A 19738-nucleotide genomic window follows, 5' to 3' on the forward strand; every position below is an offset into this window, starting at 1 on the left:
CTCCAATCTATCGCGAAAAGAAGGGAAGTTCCGTTAACGGACTCCCCTTCCTTTTTAATCTGCACTGAAGAAGGATTGCAACTTTTCTAAGACTTCTTCTTTTTGCCAATCTATAGACTCCCCGCTCTGACGGAATGTCACTTCTACAATTCCTTCAGCGGCTCTTTTACCAATTGTAATTCGTACCGGCAAACCAATCAAGTCAGAGTCTGCGAATTTCACGCCTGCTCTTTCGGCACGGTCATCGTACAGCACATCATATCGATAGGATTCCAATACCGCATACAATTCATCCGCCAGTTGTTTTTGAACTTCATCTTTGACATTGACTGTTACCAGATGGATATCAAATGGAGCTAGATGTTTTGGCCATTTCAAACCGTATTCATCATTGAACTGTTCAGCAATGGCTGCGATTAAACGAGATATCCCTAGCTCGTAACTTCCCATGATGAAAGGTTTAGCTCTTCCATGCTCATTTAAGAAGTTCCCTTTCATTTGCTCACTATAAGAAGTGCCCAGTTTACATATGTGGCCAATCCCTATACCTTCTGCAAATTTAATGGAGCCCATACCATCTGGAGATGCTTCTCCTTCTTGGATATAACGGATATCTAAATAATCATCGATAGCAAAGTCGCGCTCCGGATTAACATTAATGAGATGATAATCATCTTCATTGGCACCTGCTATTCCATTAACAACAGATGCTACAGCATGGTCCGCAAACACCTTGACACCCACCGGAAGTTTTACCGGCCCGATTGAACCCGCATGACAGCCAAGCAATTCCTCGATTTCTTGTTCAGATGCCAACTCTACCTTTTCTACATTCAGTGCTTTTTTTAATTTATGTTCATTAATACTATGATCACCACGACACACAACGACCGAAAGTTCTTCGTCAATTTTATAAACTAACGATTTCAGAATTAACTCAGGATCGATAGCAAGAAACTCAATTAATTCTTCAATTGTCCGTTGGTTCGGCGTTGCAATCTTAGTTGTTTCTTTCAGTTTTTCCTCTGATGTCTCATATTCTACATTGACCTCTGCCATAGCAATATTGGCAGCGTATGTCGAACTATCACTATAGGCAATCTTGTCCTCACCGATTTCAGCCAAGGCAATAAATTCATGCGCTCCTTCACCGCCATCCGAGATAACCATTCTGAAATGCATACCTAGGCGCGTCAATATATTCGTGTACGCCTGCATTACCTCTAAATACTTTTCATTCAAGCTTTCTTGTGTAGCATGGAATGAATAAGCATCTTTCATAATAAACTCCCGGTTACGAAGCAAGCCATAACTCGGCTTATCCTCATCGCGGAATTTCGTTTGAATTTGAAATAGTGTCAAAGGCAATTTTTTGTAGGATCTTACTTCATCACGCAACAAAGAAATGATTACTTCTTCATCTGTGGGGCTGAGAACAAATTCTTTATCATGTCGATCTCGAAGTCGAAATAATTCATCTCCAAATGAATCTAAGCGTTCGGTTTCTTTCCATAATTCCGCTCGTTGCAACGCGGGCATGGAAATTTCAACACCTTCGATCGCTTCCATTTCTTGACGTATGATCTTTTCGATTTTGCGAAAGACTCTTTGAGCAAGCGTTAAATATGTGTAGATACCGCTCCCATTCTGTCGGATGTATCCTGCCCGCAGGAGCAATTGATGGGAACGAATATCTGCATCTGCCGGGGTCTCTCGCATCGTTGGTATAAATGTTTTCGATTGTTTCATGATATGCTTCCACCTTTTTTAGAAGAAAAATCGTTGAATGTCATTCCATGTCACAACAAGCATCAAGACCATCAGCAACATAATACCGACAAAATGCACCATGCCTTCTTTTTGTTTGTCGATCGGTTTTCCACGTAATCCTTCGAATAAGAAGAACAATAATCTTCCACCATCAAGAGCTGGCAGCGGGAGTAAATTCATAATCCCTAAATTGATACTTAATACGGCTCCCCAATTCATTAAATTGAAAATACCATACTGTGCTACTTCTTCAGTCGCTTTATAAATGCCGACTGGTCCTGACAATGCATCAATTGTAAATTGACCTGTTACGAGCATGCCTAACAACTCAAATATTTTCACAGTCCATGTATAAGTCTGTTCTGCTCCGAACACCACAGATTTAATGATACCTTTTTCTAAAGGACTAGAGTAAATCACACCTATTTGACCGAATTCACGTCCTGCATCTTCAATTGTCTCCGGAATTACTTCTAACGAAACTGTTTCTCCAGCCCTTTCCACTTCCAAAGCCATAGGAACACCAGGGCTTTCCTGAATTGCTTCAGAAAACTCTGTCCATGAGTCTATTGATTTCCCATCGACACCTGTTATTAGATCATCCTTTTTTAAACCTGCCATTTGTGCTGGCGTATCAGGTTTCACTTCAGAAATAATCGGTTCATTGGTCGGCACACCATTCAGTAAACCAAGTGCCAGAAAGATAAAGAACGCTAAAATGAAGTTGAAAAGCGGTCCTGCGAAAATAGCCATCGCTCTGCTGCCAAGTGACTTGGATTCAAATTGCCGATCATAAGGAGCAATTAATGTTTCTTGTCCTTTTTCTATAATCATAGCAGTTCTAGCAATTTTTAGACGTACTAATTTTCCATCTTCATCGTATCCCTCAATATATAACTCTTTATCCAAATCTGATTTTTCTACTTCCAGATTCAAAATATTCGGATTGGACACATTGCGATTTAAATAAATCTTTTCTATTTCGTCTTGTGCATTTAGCAACAAGCCAACTCGAAAGCCTGGCTGCAATTCGACTGTATCAAAGTCTTCTCCTGCCATCCGCACATATCCACCAAGCGGAAGCAAGCGAATGGTATATTGTGTTTCCCCTTTTCGAATCGCTAATATTTTAGGCCCCATCCCTATAGCGAATTCACGTACCATGATCCCTGCTCTTTTAGCGAAGAGAAAATGTCCAAACTCATGAAATGCTACAAGTGTCCCGAATATTACAATGAACGCAATAACGGTTTCCATTCAGTAACCACCTTCATCGGCCATCACAGCCTAAAATTAATCTCGTTACTTTACTATACCATACACTTTTTTTCGAGTAATGCGATCTGTCTCCAAAATCTCTTCTAAATTCGGCTCTTTTATCGTCTCATGTTGTTCCATCATGTGTTCAATGATGTCTTCGATTTGCATGAAGGAGATATGTCCCTCCATGAACAACTGAACAGCCACTTCGTTTGCCGCATTCATCGCTGTCGGCATAGTGCCCCCCTCCCTACCTGCATCATATGCAAAAGCAAGGGCCTTAAATCTCTCATAATCCATTTTTTCAAAATGAAGTTTACCGATTTCATCTAATCGAAGACGCTTTTCATTCGCCATCGGAATACGGTCCGGATAGGTCAATGCATATTGAATCGGCACACGCATATCTGGTGAGCCGAGTTGGGCCATGACACTCGTATCTTCAAACTCCACCATCGAGTGGATTATGCTTTCCTTATGCAGTAAACACTCGATCTGATCATACGGCATTGCAAATAGGTGATGCGCTTCGATCACTTCTAATCCTTTATTCATCATTGTTGCGGAATCAATCGTCAATTTATTCCCCATCGACCAGTTAGGATGTGCCAAAGCTTGCTCAACCGTCACATTTTGAAGTTGATCTCTAGTAGAGTCTCGGAAACTGCCGCCAGAAGCGGTTAGTATCAATTTAGTAATACGTTTTGGATTTTCTCCATTCAATGCTTGAAATAATGCAGAGTGTTCACTATCTACAGGCACCAAAGGTACATTATGGCGTTTAGCTGCCTGTACGACCAGATCCCCTGCAGCAACCAATGTTTCTTTATTGGCAATCGCGATTGTCATACCTGCTTCAATTGCAGCGAGTGTAGGTTTAAGCCCAACACTGCCAATTACAGAGTTCAGCAATACATCCGCTTCAAAACCTACTGCTGCCTCGATTAAACCGTCTTCACCGAAAACGATCTTTACATCAGGAAATTCAGCTTGTAAACGCTCTGCATCTGTTTGCTCTAACACCGATACCAACTTTGGTTTGAACTGTGCAATAATTTCTCTCACTTTGTCCATGTTCTTTCCTGCAGACATTGAAACCAATGTGAACAACTCTGGATTGGCTCCAATAATATCGAGTGTTTGGGTACCGATCGAACCAGTCGCCCCGAGCAAATTGATTTTCTTCATATTTCTCTAACTTCCTTTCCATTAACCTACGAACTGAACAAAATGAAGTAATGGCAAGACGAACAGCAAACTGTCAAATCGATCCATAATTCCGCCATGTCCAGGTAATAGAGTACCTGAATCCTTCACATCATAATATCGTTTCAATGCTGATTCTACCAAGTCCCCAATCTGACCTACAATAGATGCCACAACGGTAACTAGAATGAACGTCACGTAGGAATTTGCGATAGGATAAAATAGATTGTAGATAAGTGTTAAGAGAACCGCACATATAATTCCGCCGATAAATCCTTCAATCGTTTTGTTCGGAGAGATTTCCGGCCACAGTTTACGTTTACCAAGTTTGCGCCCGACAAAATATGCGCCGGAATCGGTCGACCAGATGATCAACAACGCATAACCGATGTACTCCAAACCAAATAAACGCGTTTCGATTAAATAATAAAAACCAATCCCTACATATAAAGCACTCATTGCAGAAAATGCGACGTCTTCAAAAGTTGAACGGTTTTTCACTAGCACCGTGTAGACCAACAGCAATAAGACCAATACGTATACCATTTCCAACTTCTCTAAATGAAGATTGCCTTCCACTTGTTCAGTCCATTTGGAAGGCAATAAGATGACGAGTAATAGCAACCATGCTAGAAAGCCACGAACCGAGAAAATGGACATATTCCGCATGCGAAGTAACTCATATAAACCAATCGTAGAAATTGCATAGATCGCAATAATAAAAGGCAATCCTCCCATTACGACGACTGGGACAAAAAATGCAAGTGCTACGATTGCAGTTATGATTCTTTGTTTCATCCCTTCTGATCTCCTTCCAAGCTTCCAAATCGACGATCTCGATGTTGGAACTCTTCAATCGCTTGTAACAAACTTTCTTCATTAAAATCTGGCCACAGCACATCAGTAAAGATAAATTCTGCATATGCAAGTTGCCATAACATGAAATTGGACAGACGAACTTCTCCGCTCGTGCGGATTAATAAATCCGGTTCAGGTAAGTGAGCTGTCATTAATCTGGAGTTGATCAGATTTTCATCTATATCATCCGTTTGTAATGCGCCGTCTGTTACTTCTTGTGCAAGCTGCTTCATAACATGAACCAATTCTAATCTACTACCGTAATTCATGGCAAAATTCAATATAAGTCCTTTATTATCCTTCGTTATTTCGATCGCTTTTGTGATGGCTTTTCTAGTATGTCCAGGAAGTGCATCCATATTTCCGATCATTTCTACCTTTATTCCTTTTTCCATTAACTCAGGTAAATATGTATTAAGGAATTCGCCGGGAAGATTCATCAAGAAGTCGATTTCAATTTTAGGTCGTTTCCAATTTTCGGTAGAAAATGCATAGAGAGTCAGAGTTTTAACACCCAGTTCATTTGCGAAATTGGTAATTTGACGGACAGTTTTCATCCCTTCATGATGACCAGCAATTCGTGGCATTTTCCTTTGCTTCGCCCATCTTCCATTTCCATCCATGATGATTGCGACATGGAGAGGAATCTGTCTTTTTTTTACGGCGTCGATTCGTTCATCCAATAACTGAATGTTTGCCGTTTTTTTTCGCATTAGTTTTCTAAGCATAGCGTTCCTCCACTTGGCTCTTTTCGGATACTCCTACAGCCTATCCTACCAAATTGCATAGTAAATAGCATGCAAAAGACAGAAAAGAGCGTCCTAAAAGTAGGACGCTCCTCCTTATAGAAAGTTCTATACTTAAATTTCTAAAATCTCGTTTTCTTTATCTTTTGCAGTCTGATCGATTTTCTCGATGAAGTCATCCGTCATTTTCTGTACTTGATCATTGTAACGACGTAACTCATCTTCTGTGATTTCTCCGTCTTTTTCAATCTTCTTCAGTTCTTCATTACTATCACGACGGACATTACGAATAGCTACTTTTGCGTCTTCTGCTTCACGCTTAACTTCTTTCACAAGCTCTTTACGGCGCTCTTCTGTTAACGCGGGAACAGCTAAACGAATCACTGATCCATCGTTTGATGGTGTGATACCGATATCAGATTTCATAATTGCTTTTTCAATTTCACCAATCGTCGTTTTATCGTATGGCTGAACAACAATAAGGCGTGGTTCAGGTACTGAAATCCCAGCCATTTGGTTTAGAGGCGTCGGTGCACCATAATAGATGACAGAAATTCTGTCCAATAAACTAGCATTGGCTCTTCCAGCTCGGATCGATGCCAATTGTCTTGTATACGCACTATGTGCTTTTTCCATACGTTCACTCGTTTGATTCATAATTTCTTTTGTCATTATTTATTCCTCCTGACCACCGTACCAATGTCTTCTCCAAGCACGGCTTTTTTAATGTTACCATTTTCCATAATTGAGAATACTACGAGCGGTATATCATTGTCCATACATAAGGTTGAAGCTGTTGAGTCCATAACTTCCAGACCTTGACTGATCACTTCTAAGTAGGATAGCTCTAAATATTTTGTCGCATTAGCATCTTTCATTGGATCTGCTGAGTACACACCATCTACATTATTTTTCGCCATTAAAATAACATCTGCTTCAATTTCTGCAGCACGTAAAGCGGCTGTCGTATCAGTAGAAAAATACGGATTTCCTGTTCCGGCAGCAAAAATAACAACACGGTTTTTCTCCAAATGACGGATAGCTTTTCGGCGTATGTAAGGTTCTGCCACTTGTCTCATGTCAATGGAGGACATTACGCGCGTTTCAGGTCCAAGCTTTTCAAGAGCATCTTGCAATGCTAGAGAGTTCATTACCGTAGCTAGCATCCCCATATAGTCGGCAGTCGTACGGTCCATACCCATCTCACTTCCGACTTTACCTCTCCATATGTTACCTCCGCCCACAACTACAGCAACTTCTACGCCTAGTTCAACGACTTCTTTTACCTGACTGGCAACTGATTTTACAACTTCCGGAGACAAACCATACCCTTGTTCTCCTGCTAATGCTTCTCCACTTAACTTTAACACGATCCGTTTATATCTTGGATTACTCATTTAGACCCTCCTGCAATTCCCTATTCTCAAAAAAGAGGAACACATAATGGATGTGCCCCTCTGTACGATTGGTTTTAGACTTAGTTTCCTTTAACTTGGCTCATTACTTCGTCAGCAAAGTTATCTTCACGCTTCTCAATACCTTCGCCCACTTCATAACGAATAAACTCGACTAATGTTCCGCCTGTTGATTTAACGAAATCACGGACTTTCTGATCAGAGTTTTTAACGAAAGCTTGGTCTAGCACACAAATTTCCTCGAAGTATTTTCCAAGGCGGCCTTCAACCATTTTCGCTACGATGTTTTCAGGCTTACCTTCATTCAACGCTTGTTCAGTCAATACTTTACGCTCATGCTCTACTTCTTCTTCAGACACTTGATCGCGTGAAATGTATTTAGGGTTCATCGCTGCAATGTGCATCGCTACATCTTTCGCTGCGTCCGAATCTGTTGAACCTTCAAGAACAGTTAGAACCGCAATGCGTCCACCCATATGCAAGTAAGGTCCGAATGCATCTGCATCTGTTTTTGTACGAATTTCAAAACGACGAAGAGTGATTTTCTCTCCGATTTTAGCTACTGCATTAGAGATATGTTGAGATACCGTCAAACCGCTGTCCATTTTAGCTTCATTCGCTTCTTCAACTGTTGCCGGCTTAGTTGCAAGCAAGAATTCAGAAAGTTCTTTAACTAATTGTTGGAATCCTTCGTTTTTCGCTACGAAATCTGTTTCAGCGTTCACTTCAAGGATTACTGCTTCGTTACCTTGAACTAAAATATTCGCTACACCTTCAGCAGCAATACGATCTGCTTTCTTCGCTGCGCTTGAAAGACCTTTTTCACGCAAGAAATCGATAGCTGCTTCCATATCGCCATTAACTTCACTTAGTGCTTTTTTGCAGTCCATCATACCTGCGCCTGTTTTTTCACGAAGTTCTTTAACCATTTGGGCTGTAATTGTTGCCATTTGAGAATTCCTCCTAATAAAATTCATTTACAAATATTACTTTAAAAAAAGACGATAAGGGGTACGCCGCTTATCGTCTCATCATTTACATTAGTCTGCAGCTACAGTTTCTGTTTCGTTCGCTGTTTCAGCAGTCGCTTCATCGTCTTCACCTTGACGGGATTCAATCAAAGCATCTGCCATTTTGCTTGTAAGTAAACGTACTGCGCGGATTGCATCGTCGTTCGCCGGGATGACATAGTCGATTTCGTCCGGATCACAGTTAGTATCTACGATTCCAACGAGTGGAATATTCAATTTGATTGCTTCAGCTACCGCGATACGCTCTTTACGTGGATCCACGATGAAAATTACATCTGGCAATCCTTTCATATCACGGATACCGCCTAGGAATTTCACCAGACGATCATGTTCTTTATTTAATTGAGAAACTTCTTTCTTAGGAAGTACGTCGAATGTGCCGTCTTCTTCCATTTTCTCAATAGCTTTCATGCGTGCTACACGCTTTTGAATTGTACCAAAGTTTGTTAATGTTCCACCCAACCAACGTTGGTTGATGTAGTACATTCCTGCACGTTCTGCTTCTTCTTTGATCGCTTCTTGTGCTTGTTTCTTCGTACCTACGAAAAGGACTTTTCCTCCATCAGCACCGACTTGGCGCATGAAGTTGTAAGCTTCCTCTAATTTTTTCACCGTCTTTTGTAGATCGATGATGTAAATGCCGTTACGCTCCACAAAAATGTATTTCTTCATTTTCGGGTTCCAGCGGCGTGTTTGGTGTCCGAAATGAACACCTGCTTCTAGTAATTGCTTCATTGAGATTACTGACATGGTAATTCCTCCTATTGGTTTTTGTCCTCCGTGTACTTCCTGCGAAAAAGCGACCATAATGGCACCAACTCTTTCTTCCGCACACGTGTGTAGTAATACCATCTACTAAAATAACACAGATATAAACCTTTTGCAACAGAAGCCAATTGTTTTAGCCAAATTTCAATAATAATTCAATCTCAGTCTGACCTTTTCCAAGCTCCTTTGCAATTTCCTGTACCGACTTACCTTCTGCAAGAAGCTGTTTCGCCTTGTCCCGATCACTTAATGGAGCTATTTCTAAAGAATCTGTCGTGGCAGCATTCTTCTGATACGAACGCAATGCGAATTGAACAGGGACTGGATGTGATTTTTGCTGAACTTTTTCTGGTTCAGCAGCAGTTTCTTCGTTCTGTGAATAAGTCTGTGGAAAAGCAACCTTAGATGACGGTTTATTCACCGGTCTTTTATTCAACTGTTCAATCAACCGATCATTTTCTTCTTTGATTTCTGCCAAATAAGCCATGATAGACTGATCCATCTCGTGCATAAGTTTTTGCTGTTTTTTCTCCAAGTTATTGAATTTGGAGACTTTCATATACAGTAAGGTCATAATCATAAAACTAATGATTTGTAAAATAAATAAAATAGCTACTACGATTCCCATGATATGTCACCCATTATAATCGAAAAACGAGCCCTTAAAAGGATGTTTAACTCGCTGTTCCGCTTTCTCCTGTTTTTCTCTCTTCTGCTGTTCAGATTGCTCATCTGGTTGGGAGTCGTCAGCATCCAGCTTGGCATATGGATCGGATTCAAGGACAGTTTCTTGGTTTTTAATCACTTGTTTTTCCATCGACGTATTGGCATGTTGCTGTGCAATTTGTGATTGTTGCTGTTTTTGCTCAGCAATTTTACCTGCTTCAAACGTTTTAGGTATGGCAATTTGCAATTCGATACTTTTCAAGCTCATAAAATCCCTCCATCCGTAATCTCAGCTGCCAACAATGAACGCAATTTAAACAAAGCTTTCGAATGAATCTGAGAAATTCTAGAAGTTGATAAACTTAAAATTTCACCTATTTCCGTTAGTGTCATATCTTCTTGATAAAATAAACTTAAAACAAGCTGTTCATTTTCATTCAACTCTTTAATTTTTATCACCAGATCACTAATTAATTCTTCTTTGACAGCTAACTGTTCTGGTGTTTTTATGTGATCATCCCGTAAGACAAACGTTTGGTCATTCTGCTCGTCGTCATCGTTCATCTTTTCATCAATCGACAAAACGTTAGCAAAATACTGTTCATGAACAGTCTGGTAAACTTCATCCGCTGTCATGCCAAGATGATCTGCGACTTCTTCAGGCGTCACGGACCGTAAATAAGATTGTTCGAGTTTGCTGATCTCCTCATCCAACTTTTTCGACTTTTCTCTGGAAGAACGCGATAGCCAGTCTTCTTTACGCAAGCCATCTATAATTGTTCCTCGGATACGAAAGGATGCATACGTATCGAATTTCAAATCTCGGGTCGGGTCAAATTTTGTTAAAGCATCAAACAGGCCTTGATAGCCTAGAGATTTAATTTCATCTCGCGAGACATTTTTCGGCAACCCCGCACTAATTCGTTGAACGTGATAGTTCACTAATGGTGTGTATAGTTGGACTAGTGCGTCACCTGCATCAGGATCACGGTCTTCGAGCCATAACTTCCACTGATGCCGTTCAGTCGTTTCTTGCTTTGTCATCGAATTCACGCCTTTCCTGTCAGCTACCGTCTGTCTACTTTTATCTCTTATCTAGTAGTATAGCAAATCTCCATAAAGAAAGGCGACTAATGAAATAGCCGCCTCTGTTTTACATTGAACGCTTAGATTTCCTGCGTACCCGCGTTAACGGTACGTATATGGAGAATACAAGTCTCCGGATCAAATTCAATCGTTCGTCCGCTCGATCCCCCGGTATCTTCTGACACAATAGGAATGGAAAGTCTTTTCAATTCTGCTTTTACCGCTTCTACATTCCTTGGACCGATTCTGATCGTGTCATTGGAACCAAATTGGAACATTTGTGCGCCGCCAGCAATTTTCGCCTTCAGACTAAATGGCCGAACTCCTTTGGCTTTTAACATTTCCATCATGGCGTAAATCCCGGTATCCGCAAATTTAGCGACGTTTATTTTTGTGGATTTTCCTAATTGGCTATCAGGCAACATGACGTGGACCATGCCTGCAATTTGCTTTGTTTTATCGTATAACACTACGCCTACACACGAGCCCAGACCAGACGTACGGATTGTCTGGGGTGTTTTGGCTATATTCATATCCGCAATCCCGACACGTACTACTGTTTTTGTATTCAGCATTTACAAAACACCTAAAGAACTGAAAATCGTGCGATACGAGGGTGGGTCTGGTAATAAGAAAAAATGTCCCGCTAAACTCGAAATACCTTGTTCCCCTTCTTGCAAAATTTCAGTTTCGATGACAATGACTTCATCGCTGTACTGAGATACTTCAATCAGCCCAAAACTGACGATCGCACCTACCATATCCACACTTAAAGAAGGTACGGTTGGATAAATATTCAAAGAGGTGAAATCGGAAAGTGCAGATAAATAAGAACCTGAAAGAATATTACCTAATTCTTGCAATGCAGAAGCACCTAAACCTAAATCTTCTACTTGGGAAAACACAAATGTTGGATCGCCGATCAATTTACGAATAAACTCTGTAGCGGATTCAATCGTCAACACGAAGAACATACTGCCAGTCAAATCTCCTTCAATTCGCAAGAAAATCCCAGCAACAATCTTTTCAGTGCCTCCTGCAAGTTCGAACATTTCATCAAAGGAAACCAACTCTACATTTGGGACCCGCATATCAATCTTATGCCCTAGCAGCTGAGACAAAGATGTCGCTGCATGAGCTGCCCCTATGTTGCCGATTTCTTTTAACACATCGAGATGCATTTCAGTAATTTCATTGTCAGAGTTCATCTGCATTCACCTTTTTGATCGGTTGAAGCACTTTTTCTAAATTCAACATGACGAGCAGACGTTTATCCACTTTAGCCACCCCAGAAATGAATTCTGATTCTACAGAACCGACTACTTCCGGCTGAGGTCCAATCACGCTTGTAGGTACGTCCATGACATCATTGGCGTCGTCCACGATTAAACCAACTTCCGAATCAGCATGTGAAACGATAATAATGCAGCTTGATTCATCAAATTCTTTTGGTTCCATATCAAAGCGTTCACGTAAATCTACTACTGGCGTCACGACACCTCGCAAATTCAACACACCTTTAACATATGAAGGCATTCTAGGTACCCGTGTAATGGATAAAGATTTCTCAATTGATTCCACCACATCCAAACCAATCGCATATTCCTTATTCATCAGTTGGAAGACAATTACTTTCATATCACTTACTTCAACAGCTTTTGCCATGCTTCTAGTCACCTCGATTTATTTAATCAGTGCATTACAGTCGACAATTAATGCCACTTGGCCGTTTCCGAGTATGGTGGCGCCTGATATTGCAAAAACACTCTGCAAGTAGTTTCCAAGCGATTTCAAAACAATTTCTTGTTGCCCGATAAATGAATCTACGACCAAGCCTGCTAGACTTTCTCCTTTGCGCACAATTACGATGGATTGGAAATCTTCCTCTTCGCGACGATTTTCCATTTCAAAAATCTCTTTTAAATCCACCAATGGCACGATAGTTCCTCTGAAATCAATGACTGGCTGATTGTGAGCGTTCAAAATATCTGATTTTTGAACGATTGCCGTTTCAATGATTGAAGAGAGAGGGATTGCATATATCTCTTGATCTAATTCCACTAGCATTACGGAAATGATTGATAGTGTTAGCGGTAATTGAACTTGGAATAACGAGCCTTTACCTTCTTTGGAATCAATCGAAATATGGCCGCCAAGTGACTCGATTGTGCTTTTCACAACATCCAAACCAACTCCGCGTCCCGAGACGTCTGTAATCGCTGCAGCAGTTGAGAAACCAGATGCCAGAATCAGTTCTGCTACTTGTCGGTCGGATAAAGTAGGCGCGATTTCTTCACTTACAATTCCTCGCTCGATCGCTTTGCCTAATACGCGCTCACGATTCACTCCGGCACCATCATCTTCCAGTTCAATAAATACATGGTTCCCTGAATGATAAGCCCTCAGCGTAACAGTGCCTTCTTCCGGCTTACCTTTCGCAATACGCTCCTCAGGACTCTCAATGCCATGATCTAGCGCATTTCGAATTAAGTGGACGAGCGGATCGCCGATTTCATCGATAACTGTCCGATCGAGTTCAGTTTCTGCACCGATGATTTCTAAATTTATTTTCTTGTTTAAATCACGTGCCAACGTACGAACCATTTTAGGGAACCGATTGAAAACTGTCTCCACAGGAACCATCCGCATATTTAATATAATATTTTGTAGGTCGCCTGAAACTCTCGTCATTCTTTCCACTGATTCATTCAATTCGGGGTTATGCAACTCACTTGCAATCGATTGAAGGCGCCCCCGATCAATGACGAGTTCTTCAAATAAGTTCATTAAGATGTCTAAACGATCGATGTTTACTCGGATAGTCTTATTTGAAGAGGCGTGATTCGTCTTCTTGACTTGAGTAGCTTCCTTTGGCGCAGCTTTTGCTTTCTCTGTTGCCGCAGGAAGGGTGTCTGCGATATTTGGTTTTTCTTGCGGTTGCTCATCATGCTGTTCAAATTCGATTTGTTTATATTTCTTGATATATTCATCTGTAATATGCTTAATACGAACTTCTTCGATTTCTGAAACCTTCATAATTTTAGCTTTCAAGTCGTCCGCATCTTCATGAGTCAATAAGACAATCGTAAAGTTTTGATCGAACTCTTCGTTTTCAAGCTTCTCTACAGTCGGAACGGTTTTGATTACTTCGCCGGATTTTTCTAAGATCTCAAATGTCATGAACACCCGGGCTACTTTCAGCAGACAATCCTCACGTAACTCAACAGTTATTTCGTAGGCATTAAAACCTTGTTCCGATGATTGCGAGATCACCGTCAATTCAAAGTCATCGTAGTGAATTCCTGACGACGTAACGACTGCGGTTGCACTCTCTTCCGTAGTGGCAGCAATTGATGCATTTTCTTCTAAGTCAAGCGGTTCTCCCGCCTCAATTCGATTTAGAGTATCCACTAAGACACTTACGTCTTTTTTCCCATTACCGCCTGCCTCGATATCGAGCACCATCAGTTCTAAATCATCGGCAGCTTCAAATACGACATCCAATATTTCAGTTGTTACGCTAATTTTGGAATTACGGATGGCATCCAAGACGTTTTCCATCTTATGTGTCAAGTCTGCTATATCTTCGTAGCCCATAGTTGCGGACATACCTTTCAATGTATGGGCTGCTCTGAAAATTTCATTGACAATTCCTAGATCGTCCGGGTTGTTTTCTAAAGCAAGCAATTGTTCGTTACATGCTTGCAAGTGTTCTTTACTTTCTTCGATGAACATATCCAAATACTGATTCGTATCCAATGTAAAGCCCCCTAGTCACTTCAAATTTTCCATTATTGCCTCTGCGATCTGTTGAACATCTTTTATCTCATCGCTCAATCCTGCATCTATTATGGCTTTTGGCATCCCATAAACTACTGAGGTATTCCTGGATTCCGCTATCGTCACCGTCTTGCACGAAGAGCGTAATAACTCCATGCCTTCTTTCCCATCAAAACCCATTCCGGTCATAATAGCCGTAACATACTCTAATTCCGGATGCTTGGCGGCTGATTCCAATAAAACATTGACTGCTGGGCGATGTCCGGAACGCGGAGCTTCATTGCCGTCCAGCAAGACTCTATAACCTGCAACTGTTTTTTCAAACTTTAAATGCAGCCCGCCTGGAGCGACATATGCTGTTCCGTTATATAGTAACTCTCCATTTTCAGCTTCTTTCACAGTGATTTCACTCAATCCATTTAAGCGTTCAGCTAGCGACTTTGTGAATCCCGGCGGCATATGCTGAACAATTAAAATAGGTGCAGGAAAATCCGCAGGTAGGCGTGTAATCACTTCTTGTAAGGCTCGAGGCCCCCCTGTCGATGTGCCTATTATAACAAACGTTTTGGTAGTTTGGGCTTTATTTTTAGAAAAACTTGCTAAATTAGCAGGCATTTCTGTGACACTATTCATTCTGACTGGGGCTTCCTTCTTTTCTGCTGGTAGTGTATAGCGAGTTTTCTTCGGTGTTATTTTCCTAGTCAACGATGTGATTCGGACATTAGAGGCAGCAAAAACTTTTTCTACTATTTCTCTCTCGATTTCGTGAAGATTCAAAGAAATAGCGCCGCCCGGTTTGGCAATGACATCCACCGCACCATACTCAATAGCGAGTACAGCATTTTCGGTGTTGTGTTTCGTTGTACTCGATAAAATGACAACAGGTACTGGATGATGATCCATCATTTCCTTCAGTGCCTGTAAGCCATTCATCACAGGCATTTCAATATCCATCGTCACAACATCCGGTTTCAGTTCCTTCACTTTCTCTATGGCATCTTGTCCATTCCTGGCTATCCCAATGACTTCCATCATCGGATGTCGGTTCAACATATCTGATATCAATTTCCGCATAAAAGCTGAATCATCTACGACAAGTACTCGTTTTTTCTTGCCAGTAAGCACATCAGACACGCCCTTTCCGAAAAATGTTCTTTAATTTGCCAAGGAATCCTGAAGACTCAATAGAATTACTAGATTGATTGCCAAGTAGAAATGACTCAGTTATAGCTTTCATCCGTTTGGTAATTTGTGCATTCGGATACAACTTCACAAAGGGGGTTTGGGCTACGACTGCATTACGTACATTCATATCGTCCGGTAAAAATCCTAAAATATTTGTCTCCGCAGATAAGAACTTACGCATGGCCAGCTGCAACCGAGCCACGGAATCACGTCCATCTTCTTCTCTCAATACCCGATTACTGACAATATGAAAAGTTTTATCGGCTTCTTGCAGGCAAATGAACTTCATCATTGAATAGGCATCCGTGATCGATGTCGGTTCAGGAGTCGAAATTAAAATGATTTCGTCTACCGCCAAAATTAAATCCAGTGAACTTTTTGTAGCGCCTGCACCCATATCAAATAAAATCACATCATAGTCAGACTGCAGAATGGAAAACGCATCAATCAAACGATCGAACATGGATTCAGACCACTCCATCACCGTTTCTAAACCTGATCCACCTGCAATAAAAGCCAATCCGTCTTCAAGAGGAGTAATAACATCGTACAACCCTTTAGAGCCTGTCAAATAATCCTTCAAACTGTGATTGGGTGTGGCACCAAATAAAATATGAATATTGCCCATGCCAATATCCATGTCAATTATCAATACTTTCTTCCCTTTTTGTGCAAGTGAATAGGAAAAATTGGCGGTAAAGTTGGATTTCCCTACGCCGCCTTTCCCACTAATAATTGCTACAGATCGAGCTGCTTTGCCTTGGGCTTTTAACATTTTCAACCGCAATGCTTCTGCTTGATCATGCATCTTGATCACCTGCTAACAAAAGAGAAAATAACTTTTCCACGTTTGCCTCTATTATATCCTCAGGTACTTCTTGACCGTCTGTATAATATGCCGTACCAATTTTGTGCTTCAGCATCAAATTGATCATTGATCCAACAGAACTTGTTTCATCCGTTTTTGTAAAAATGAATTTTTCAATCGGGAATTTTTTGAATCGGTCAATGATGATATCCATATCTTGTTCTTTTGATGTAGTGGAAAGGACAAGATATGTCTCCATATCCAATGAAAAGTCTACGAGGCTCTGCAAATCTTCTACAAACTTTGCTTCCTTATAATTACGACCTGCCGTATCAATGAATATCAAATCGCGGTCTTGCAACTTTTCAATCGCAGCACGAAAATCTGTTTCATTGTAAGCAATTTCTACAGGCGCTTGCAGTAGATTAGCATACGTTCGTAATTGTTCAATCGCCGCGATACGATATGTATCTGTCGTGATAAAAGCAATCTTCTTTTTTTCCTCAAGTAATGCGCGAGCTGCAATTTTTGCGATCGTTGTTGTTTTCCCGACGCCGGTTGGTCCTAACACATTGATATATTTTTTGGTATAAGAAATTCCGCCGAACGGTACATCTTTCAGTTTGGCGGAAAACCATTCTTTCATTATTTGAAGTTGTTCGCTATTGGTGAAATCTTTTTTCTCTTTTTTCATTCGTTCATATAACAAATCACCGGCTTCCACAATGTATTCATGTGCAAGTCCTTGTGATTGCAACTTCATTAATAGTGGCACCAATTCATCTGGAAACTTTTCCAATGTCCGGTCGCTTTGTTGCATTCCCTTGATCAAGTTCTTCATTTCCTGCATTTCTTTTTGTAGCTGTTCTGTCGTATTCGTCTGAACTGTTGATTGAACGACAGGACGTGCAGGCAGCTCAATTGGGTGTTTTTCTATTGTTTGATCAAAACCCGCCACTACTTCCACTGAGCGTTTTTGAAATAAACCAAGGAAGCCTTTTGTCTTTACAACATTTGAGCTGAGGATGACTGCGTCATCCCCAAAATCTCCACGTACTTTTTTCATCGCCTCTACCATCGTAGGGGCTGTATACTTTTTCATCTTCATCAAATATCCACCACTCCTACGCTTTGGACTTCCACAGACGCTTCGAGTTCATTATAAGACAGTACAGGTATTTGCGGGAAATACCGCTCCGTAATTTGACGTAAATACATCCGAATGGCTGGAGAACATAGAATTACCGGTGCTTGATCGAGCAAAGCGACTCGCTCTATTTCCTGAGCAATCCGTTCTAAAATAGCTTGAGATTGCGCAGGATCGATTGACAGGAAATTCCCTTGTTCTGTCTGCTGGATACTATCTGCAATAAGCTTTTCCACTTTACCGGAAACCGTCAATACTTTTAATGCCTCGCTGCCGACCACGTACTGATTGGTGATTTGCCTAGCGAGCGATTGTCTGACGTATTCAGTTAATACATCTACGTCAGAGGTATATTTGGAATAATCAGCAAGCGTCTCGAATATAATCGGCAAATTACGCACAGATACTTGTTCGCTTAACAACTTTGCCAGTACTTTTTGGATTTCTCCAATCGATAACGGTGTTGGTGTCAATTCATCGACTAAAATAGGATAAGTTTCATGCACATGATCGACCAGTTGTTTCGTCTCTTGACGTCCAAGCAAGTCGGCAGCATTGGCACGAATCACTTCGGTCAAATGGGTAGATACCACACTCGGCGGATCCACAACTGTATAGCCCATGATCTCAGCTTCTTCTTTCGCTTCTTCTGTGATCCATTTCGCAGGAAGACCAAATGAAGGTTCCACCGTATCGATTCCTTCAATCAGATCTTCACCACCAGGACTCATAGCTAAATAATGATCCAGCAACAACTCGCCTCTGGCCATTTCATTACCTTTAATTTTGATTCGATATTCATTTGGTTGCAACTGGATATTGTCACGAATACGCACGACTGGAATAACCAGCCCTAATTCAATAGCCAACTGTCTTCTGATCATCACAACTCGGTCCAACAAATCCCCGCCTTGTGTAGCATCGACGAGTGGAATTAAACCGTAGCCGAATTCAAACTCGATTGGATCAACATTCAGCAAATCCACTACGTTTTCCGGCCGCTTCAGACCTTCTGTTTCCACTTCTTCTTCCATCTCCAGCAGCTCGTTTGGATCTTCTTCTGATTTACGAGTCATCATAAAGGCACCTGCCGCTAGCGCAAGAGAAATTGGTATCGTTAAAATATCATTAATGGGTGTCGCCAAACCAAGTAACAGAACGGTTACTGCTGCTACATAAAGCAGTTTAGGCTGTCCTAGAAGTTGGTTGGTAATATCTGTTCCTAGATTCCCTTCAGAGGCAGCACGCGTCACAACGATACCTGTTGCCGTCGAAATGAGGAGAGCCGGAATTTGTGAGACAATCCCGTCCCCGACGGTCAACCGAGAGAATTGAGTTGCCGCTTCCGCAAAAGGTAAATCCATTTGCACGACACCGATGATCATCCCAACCAGCAAGTTGATTAAAACGATGATGATCCCAGCAATTGCATCCCCTTTAACAAATTTCGTAGCACCGTCCATCGCACCATAAAAATCGGCTTCATTACTAACTTTTTCACGTCTCGCACGCGCTTCAGTGTCTGAAATCATGCCTGCATTCAAATCCGCGTCAATACTCATTTGTTTACCCGGCATCGCGTCTAACGTAAACCGAGCAGCAACTTCCGAAACACGTTCAGAACCTTTCGTTATGACAATAAATTGAATTATAATCAAAATCACAAAGACCACAAGACCTACGACAATATTGCCGCCTGTAACAAACGTACCGAACGTGTCGACTACGCCACCTGCGTCACCTTCAGAAAGAATCGCACGCGTTGTAGATACGTTGAGACCAAGTCGGAACAATGTTAATAACAATAACAACGACGGAAAAATGGAAAACTGTAACGCTTCCTGCATATTCATTGCAGTCAATAGGACCAATAATCCTAATGTGATATTGATGATAATCAAAAAACTTAATAACCAAGGTGGTAACGGGATGACGAGCATCGCAACAATCATAATAACCGCCGCAAGTACTCCGATATCTTTAAATTGCATGCCATCCCTACTTTCTTATTT

The 19738-nt window shown here is 41.2% G+C and carries 20 protein-coding genes; all 20 read right to left on the reverse strand.

Annotation, left to right across the window (positions count from 1 at the left end; genetic code table 11):
- Positions 1-54: 54 nt before the first annotated feature.
- Complete coding sequence (locus H7J92_RS06345; protein ID WP_221836043.1) at positions 55-1749, reverse strand: proline--tRNA ligase; 1695 nt, start codon at positions 1747-1749, stop codon at positions 55-57.
- Between the two features lie 18 nt (positions 1750-1767).
- Entirely contained in the window at positions 1768-3027 is a 1260-nt protein-coding gene (rseP, locus tag H7J92_RS06350) for an RIP metalloprotease RseP (RefSeq protein WP_009497363.1), read from the reverse strand.
- Between the two features lie 45 nt (positions 3028-3072).
- Positions 3073-4218: a 1-deoxy-D-xylulose-5-phosphate reductoisomerase gene (locus H7J92_RS06355; RefSeq protein ID WP_221836045.1), complete on the reverse strand. Its 1146-nt coding sequence runs from the start codon at positions 4216-4218 to the stop codon at positions 3073-3075.
- Between the two features lie 21 nt (positions 4219-4239).
- Positions 4240-5034: a phosphatidate cytidylyltransferase gene (locus H7J92_RS06360; protein ID WP_221836047.1), complete on the reverse strand. Its 795-nt coding sequence runs from the start codon at positions 5032-5034 to the stop codon at positions 4240-4242.
- Positions 5031-5822 (reverse strand): undecaprenyl pyrophosphate synthase, encoded by a 792-nt coding sequence (uppS, locus tag H7J92_RS06365; RefSeq protein ID WP_009497366.1) that lies wholly within the window; start codon positions 5820-5822, stop codon positions 5031-5033. Before uppS ends, H7J92_RS06360 begins: the two co-directional genes overlap by 4 nt.
- Positions 5823-5954: 132 nt before the next feature.
- On the reverse strand, positions 5955-6512 hold the full coding sequence (frr, locus tag H7J92_RS06370; RefSeq protein WP_009497367.1) for a ribosome recycling factor: 558 nt from the start codon (positions 6510-6512) through the stop codon (positions 5955-5957).
- Entirely contained in the window at positions 6512-7237 is a 726-nt protein-coding gene (pyrH, locus tag H7J92_RS06375) for a UMP kinase (protein ID WP_221836048.1), read from the reverse strand. Before pyrH ends, frr begins: the two co-directional genes overlap by 1 nt.
- A gap of 80 nt (positions 7238-7317) precedes the next feature.
- Positions 7318-8205 (reverse strand): translation elongation factor Ts, encoded by an 888-nt coding sequence (tsf, locus tag H7J92_RS06380; RefSeq protein ID WP_040758242.1) that lies wholly within the window; start codon positions 8203-8205, stop codon positions 7318-7320.
- 90 nt (positions 8206-8295) lie between these two features.
- Entirely contained in the window at positions 8296-9036 is a 741-nt protein-coding gene (gene rpsB / locus H7J92_RS06385) for a 30S ribosomal protein S2 (RefSeq protein ID WP_040758243.1), read from the reverse strand.
- A gap of 151 nt (positions 9037-9187) precedes the next feature.
- Positions 9188-9682, reverse strand: a complete 495-nt coding sequence (locus H7J92_RS06390) for a helix-turn-helix domain-containing protein (protein WP_221836049.1) — start codon at positions 9680-9682, stop codon at positions 9188-9190.
- A gap of 6 nt (positions 9683-9688) precedes the next feature.
- On the reverse strand, positions 9689-9988 hold the full coding sequence (locus H7J92_RS17650) for a hypothetical protein (protein WP_009497372.1): 300 nt from the start codon (positions 9986-9988) through the stop codon (positions 9689-9691).
- Positions 9985-10764 (reverse strand): FliA/WhiG family RNA polymerase sigma factor, encoded by a 780-nt coding sequence (locus tag H7J92_RS06400; protein WP_009497373.1) that lies wholly within the window; start codon positions 10762-10764, stop codon positions 9985-9987. The genes H7J92_RS17650 and H7J92_RS06400 overlap by 4 nt, the downstream gene beginning before the upstream one ends.
- Before the next feature lie 122 nt (positions 10765-10886).
- Positions 10887-11381 carry a chemotaxis protein CheD gene (locus H7J92_RS06405; protein ID WP_221836052.1) on the reverse strand — a complete coding sequence of 165 codons (495 nt, stop codon included), beginning with the start codon at positions 11379-11381 and terminating at the stop codon, positions 10887-10889.
- Positions 11382-12014: a chemotaxis protein CheC gene (locus tag H7J92_RS06410; RefSeq protein WP_009497375.1), complete on the reverse strand. Its 633-nt coding sequence runs from the start codon at positions 12012-12014 to the stop codon at positions 11382-11384.
- Positions 12004-12471: a chemotaxis protein CheW gene (locus H7J92_RS06415; RefSeq protein WP_221836061.1), complete on the reverse strand. Its 468-nt coding sequence runs from the start codon at positions 12469-12471 to the stop codon at positions 12004-12006. The genes H7J92_RS06410 and H7J92_RS06415 overlap by 11 nt, the downstream gene beginning before the upstream one ends.
- Before the next feature lie 18 nt (positions 12472-12489).
- The gene (locus H7J92_RS06420) at positions 12490-14565 is read right to left on the reverse strand and encodes a chemotaxis protein CheA (RefSeq protein WP_221836072.1); all 2076 of its coding nucleotides are present in this window, start codon (positions 14563-14565) and stop codon (positions 12490-12492) included.
- 15 nt (positions 14566-14580) lie between these two features.
- Positions 14581-15720 (reverse strand): protein-glutamate methylesterase/protein-glutamine glutaminase, encoded by a 1140-nt coding sequence (locus H7J92_RS06425; RefSeq protein WP_221836073.1) that lies wholly within the window; start codon positions 15718-15720, stop codon positions 14581-14583.
- Positions 15713-16579 carry a MinD/ParA family protein gene (locus H7J92_RS06430; protein ID WP_078817740.1) on the reverse strand — a complete coding sequence of 289 codons (867 nt, stop codon included), beginning with the start codon at positions 16577-16579 and terminating at the stop codon, positions 15713-15715. The genes H7J92_RS06425 and H7J92_RS06430 overlap by 8 nt, the downstream gene beginning before the upstream one ends.
- The gene (gene flhF / locus H7J92_RS06435; protein WP_009497380.1) at positions 16572-17687 is read right to left on the reverse strand and encodes a flagellar biosynthesis GTPase FlhF; all 1116 of its coding nucleotides are present in this window, start codon (positions 17685-17687) and stop codon (positions 16572-16574) included. Before flhF ends, H7J92_RS06430 begins: the two co-directional genes overlap by 8 nt.
- The gene (gene flhA, locus H7J92_RS06440; RefSeq protein ID WP_078817741.1) at positions 17687-19717 is read right to left on the reverse strand and encodes a flagellar biosynthesis protein FlhA; all 2031 of its coding nucleotides are present in this window, start codon (positions 19715-19717) and stop codon (positions 17687-17689) included. The genes flhF and flhA overlap by 1 nt, the downstream gene beginning before the upstream one ends.
- Positions 19718-19738 lie beyond the last annotated feature (21 nt).

This window comes from Sporosarcina aquimarina (assembly GCF_019748715.1).
GTDB classification, from domain to species: domain Bacteria; phylum Bacillota; class Bacilli; order Bacillales_A; family Planococcaceae; genus Sporosarcina; species Sporosarcina newyorkensis.

Bases quoted from the DNA above. Each gene is read 5' to 3' on its own strand.
- flhF (WP_009497380.1), bottom strand. From the start codon at position 17,687: ATGAAGATGAAAAAGTATACAGCCCCTACGATGGTAGAGGCGATGAAA.
- H7J92_RS06410 (WP_009497375.1), bottom strand. From the start codon at position 12,014: ATGAACTCTGACAATGAAATTACTGAAATGCATCTCGATGTGTTAAAA.
- H7J92_RS06360 (WP_221836047.1), bottom strand. From the start codon at position 5,034: ATGAAACAAAGAATCATAACTGCAATCGTAGCACTTGCATTTTTTGTC.
- H7J92_RS06390 (WP_221836049.1), bottom strand. From the start codon at position 9,682: ATGGGAATCGTAGTAGCTATTTTATTTATTTTACAAATCATTAGTTTT.
- H7J92_RS06345 (WP_221836043.1), bottom strand. From the start codon at position 1,749: ATGAAACAATCGAAAACATTTATACCAACGATGCGAGAGACCCCGGCA.
- pyrH (WP_221836048.1), bottom strand. From the start codon at position 7,237: ATGAGTAATCCAAGATATAAACGGATCGTGTTAAAGTTAAGTGGAGAA.
- uppS (WP_009497366.1), bottom strand. From the start codon at position 5,822: ATGCTTAGAAAACTAATGCGAAAAAAAACGGCAAACATTCAGTTATTG.
- H7J92_RS17650 (WP_009497372.1), bottom strand. From the start codon at position 9,988: ATGAGCTTGAAAAGTATCGAATTGCAAATTGCCATACCTAAAACGTTT.
- rpsB (WP_040758243.1), bottom strand. From the start codon at position 9,036: ATGTCAGTAATCTCAATGAAGCAATTACTAGAAGCAGGTGTTCATTTC.
- H7J92_RS06405 (WP_221836052.1), bottom strand. From the start codon at position 11,381: ATGCTGAATACAAAAACAGTAGTACGTGTCGGGATTGCGGATATGAAT.
- flhA (WP_078817741.1), bottom strand. From the start codon at position 19,717: ATGCAATTTAAAGATATCGGAGTACTTGCGGCGGTTATTATGATTGTT.
- tsf (WP_040758242.1), bottom strand. From the start codon at position 8,205: ATGGCAACAATTACAGCCCAAATGGTTAAAGAACTTCGTGAAAAAACA.
- frr (WP_009497367.1), bottom strand. From the start codon at position 6,512: ATGACAAAAGAAATTATGAATCAAACGAGTGAACGTATGGAAAAAGCA.
- rseP (WP_009497363.1), bottom strand. From the start codon at position 3,027: ATGGAAACCGTTATTGCGTTCATTGTAATATTCGGGACACTTGTAGCA.
- H7J92_RS06355 (WP_221836045.1), bottom strand. From the start codon at position 4,218: ATGAAGAAAATCAATTTGCTCGGGGCGACTGGTTCGATCGGTACCCAA.
- H7J92_RS06415 (WP_221836061.1), bottom strand. From the start codon at position 12,471: ATGGCAAAAGCTGTTGAAGTAAGTGATATGAAAGTAATTGTCTTCCAA.
- H7J92_RS06400 (WP_009497373.1), bottom strand. From the start codon at position 10,764: ATGACAAAGCAAGAAACGACTGAACGGCATCAGTGGAAGTTATGGCTC.
- H7J92_RS06430 (WP_078817740.1), bottom strand. From the start codon at position 16,579: ATGCATGATCAAGCAGAAGCATTGCGGTTGAAAATGTTAAAAGCCCAA.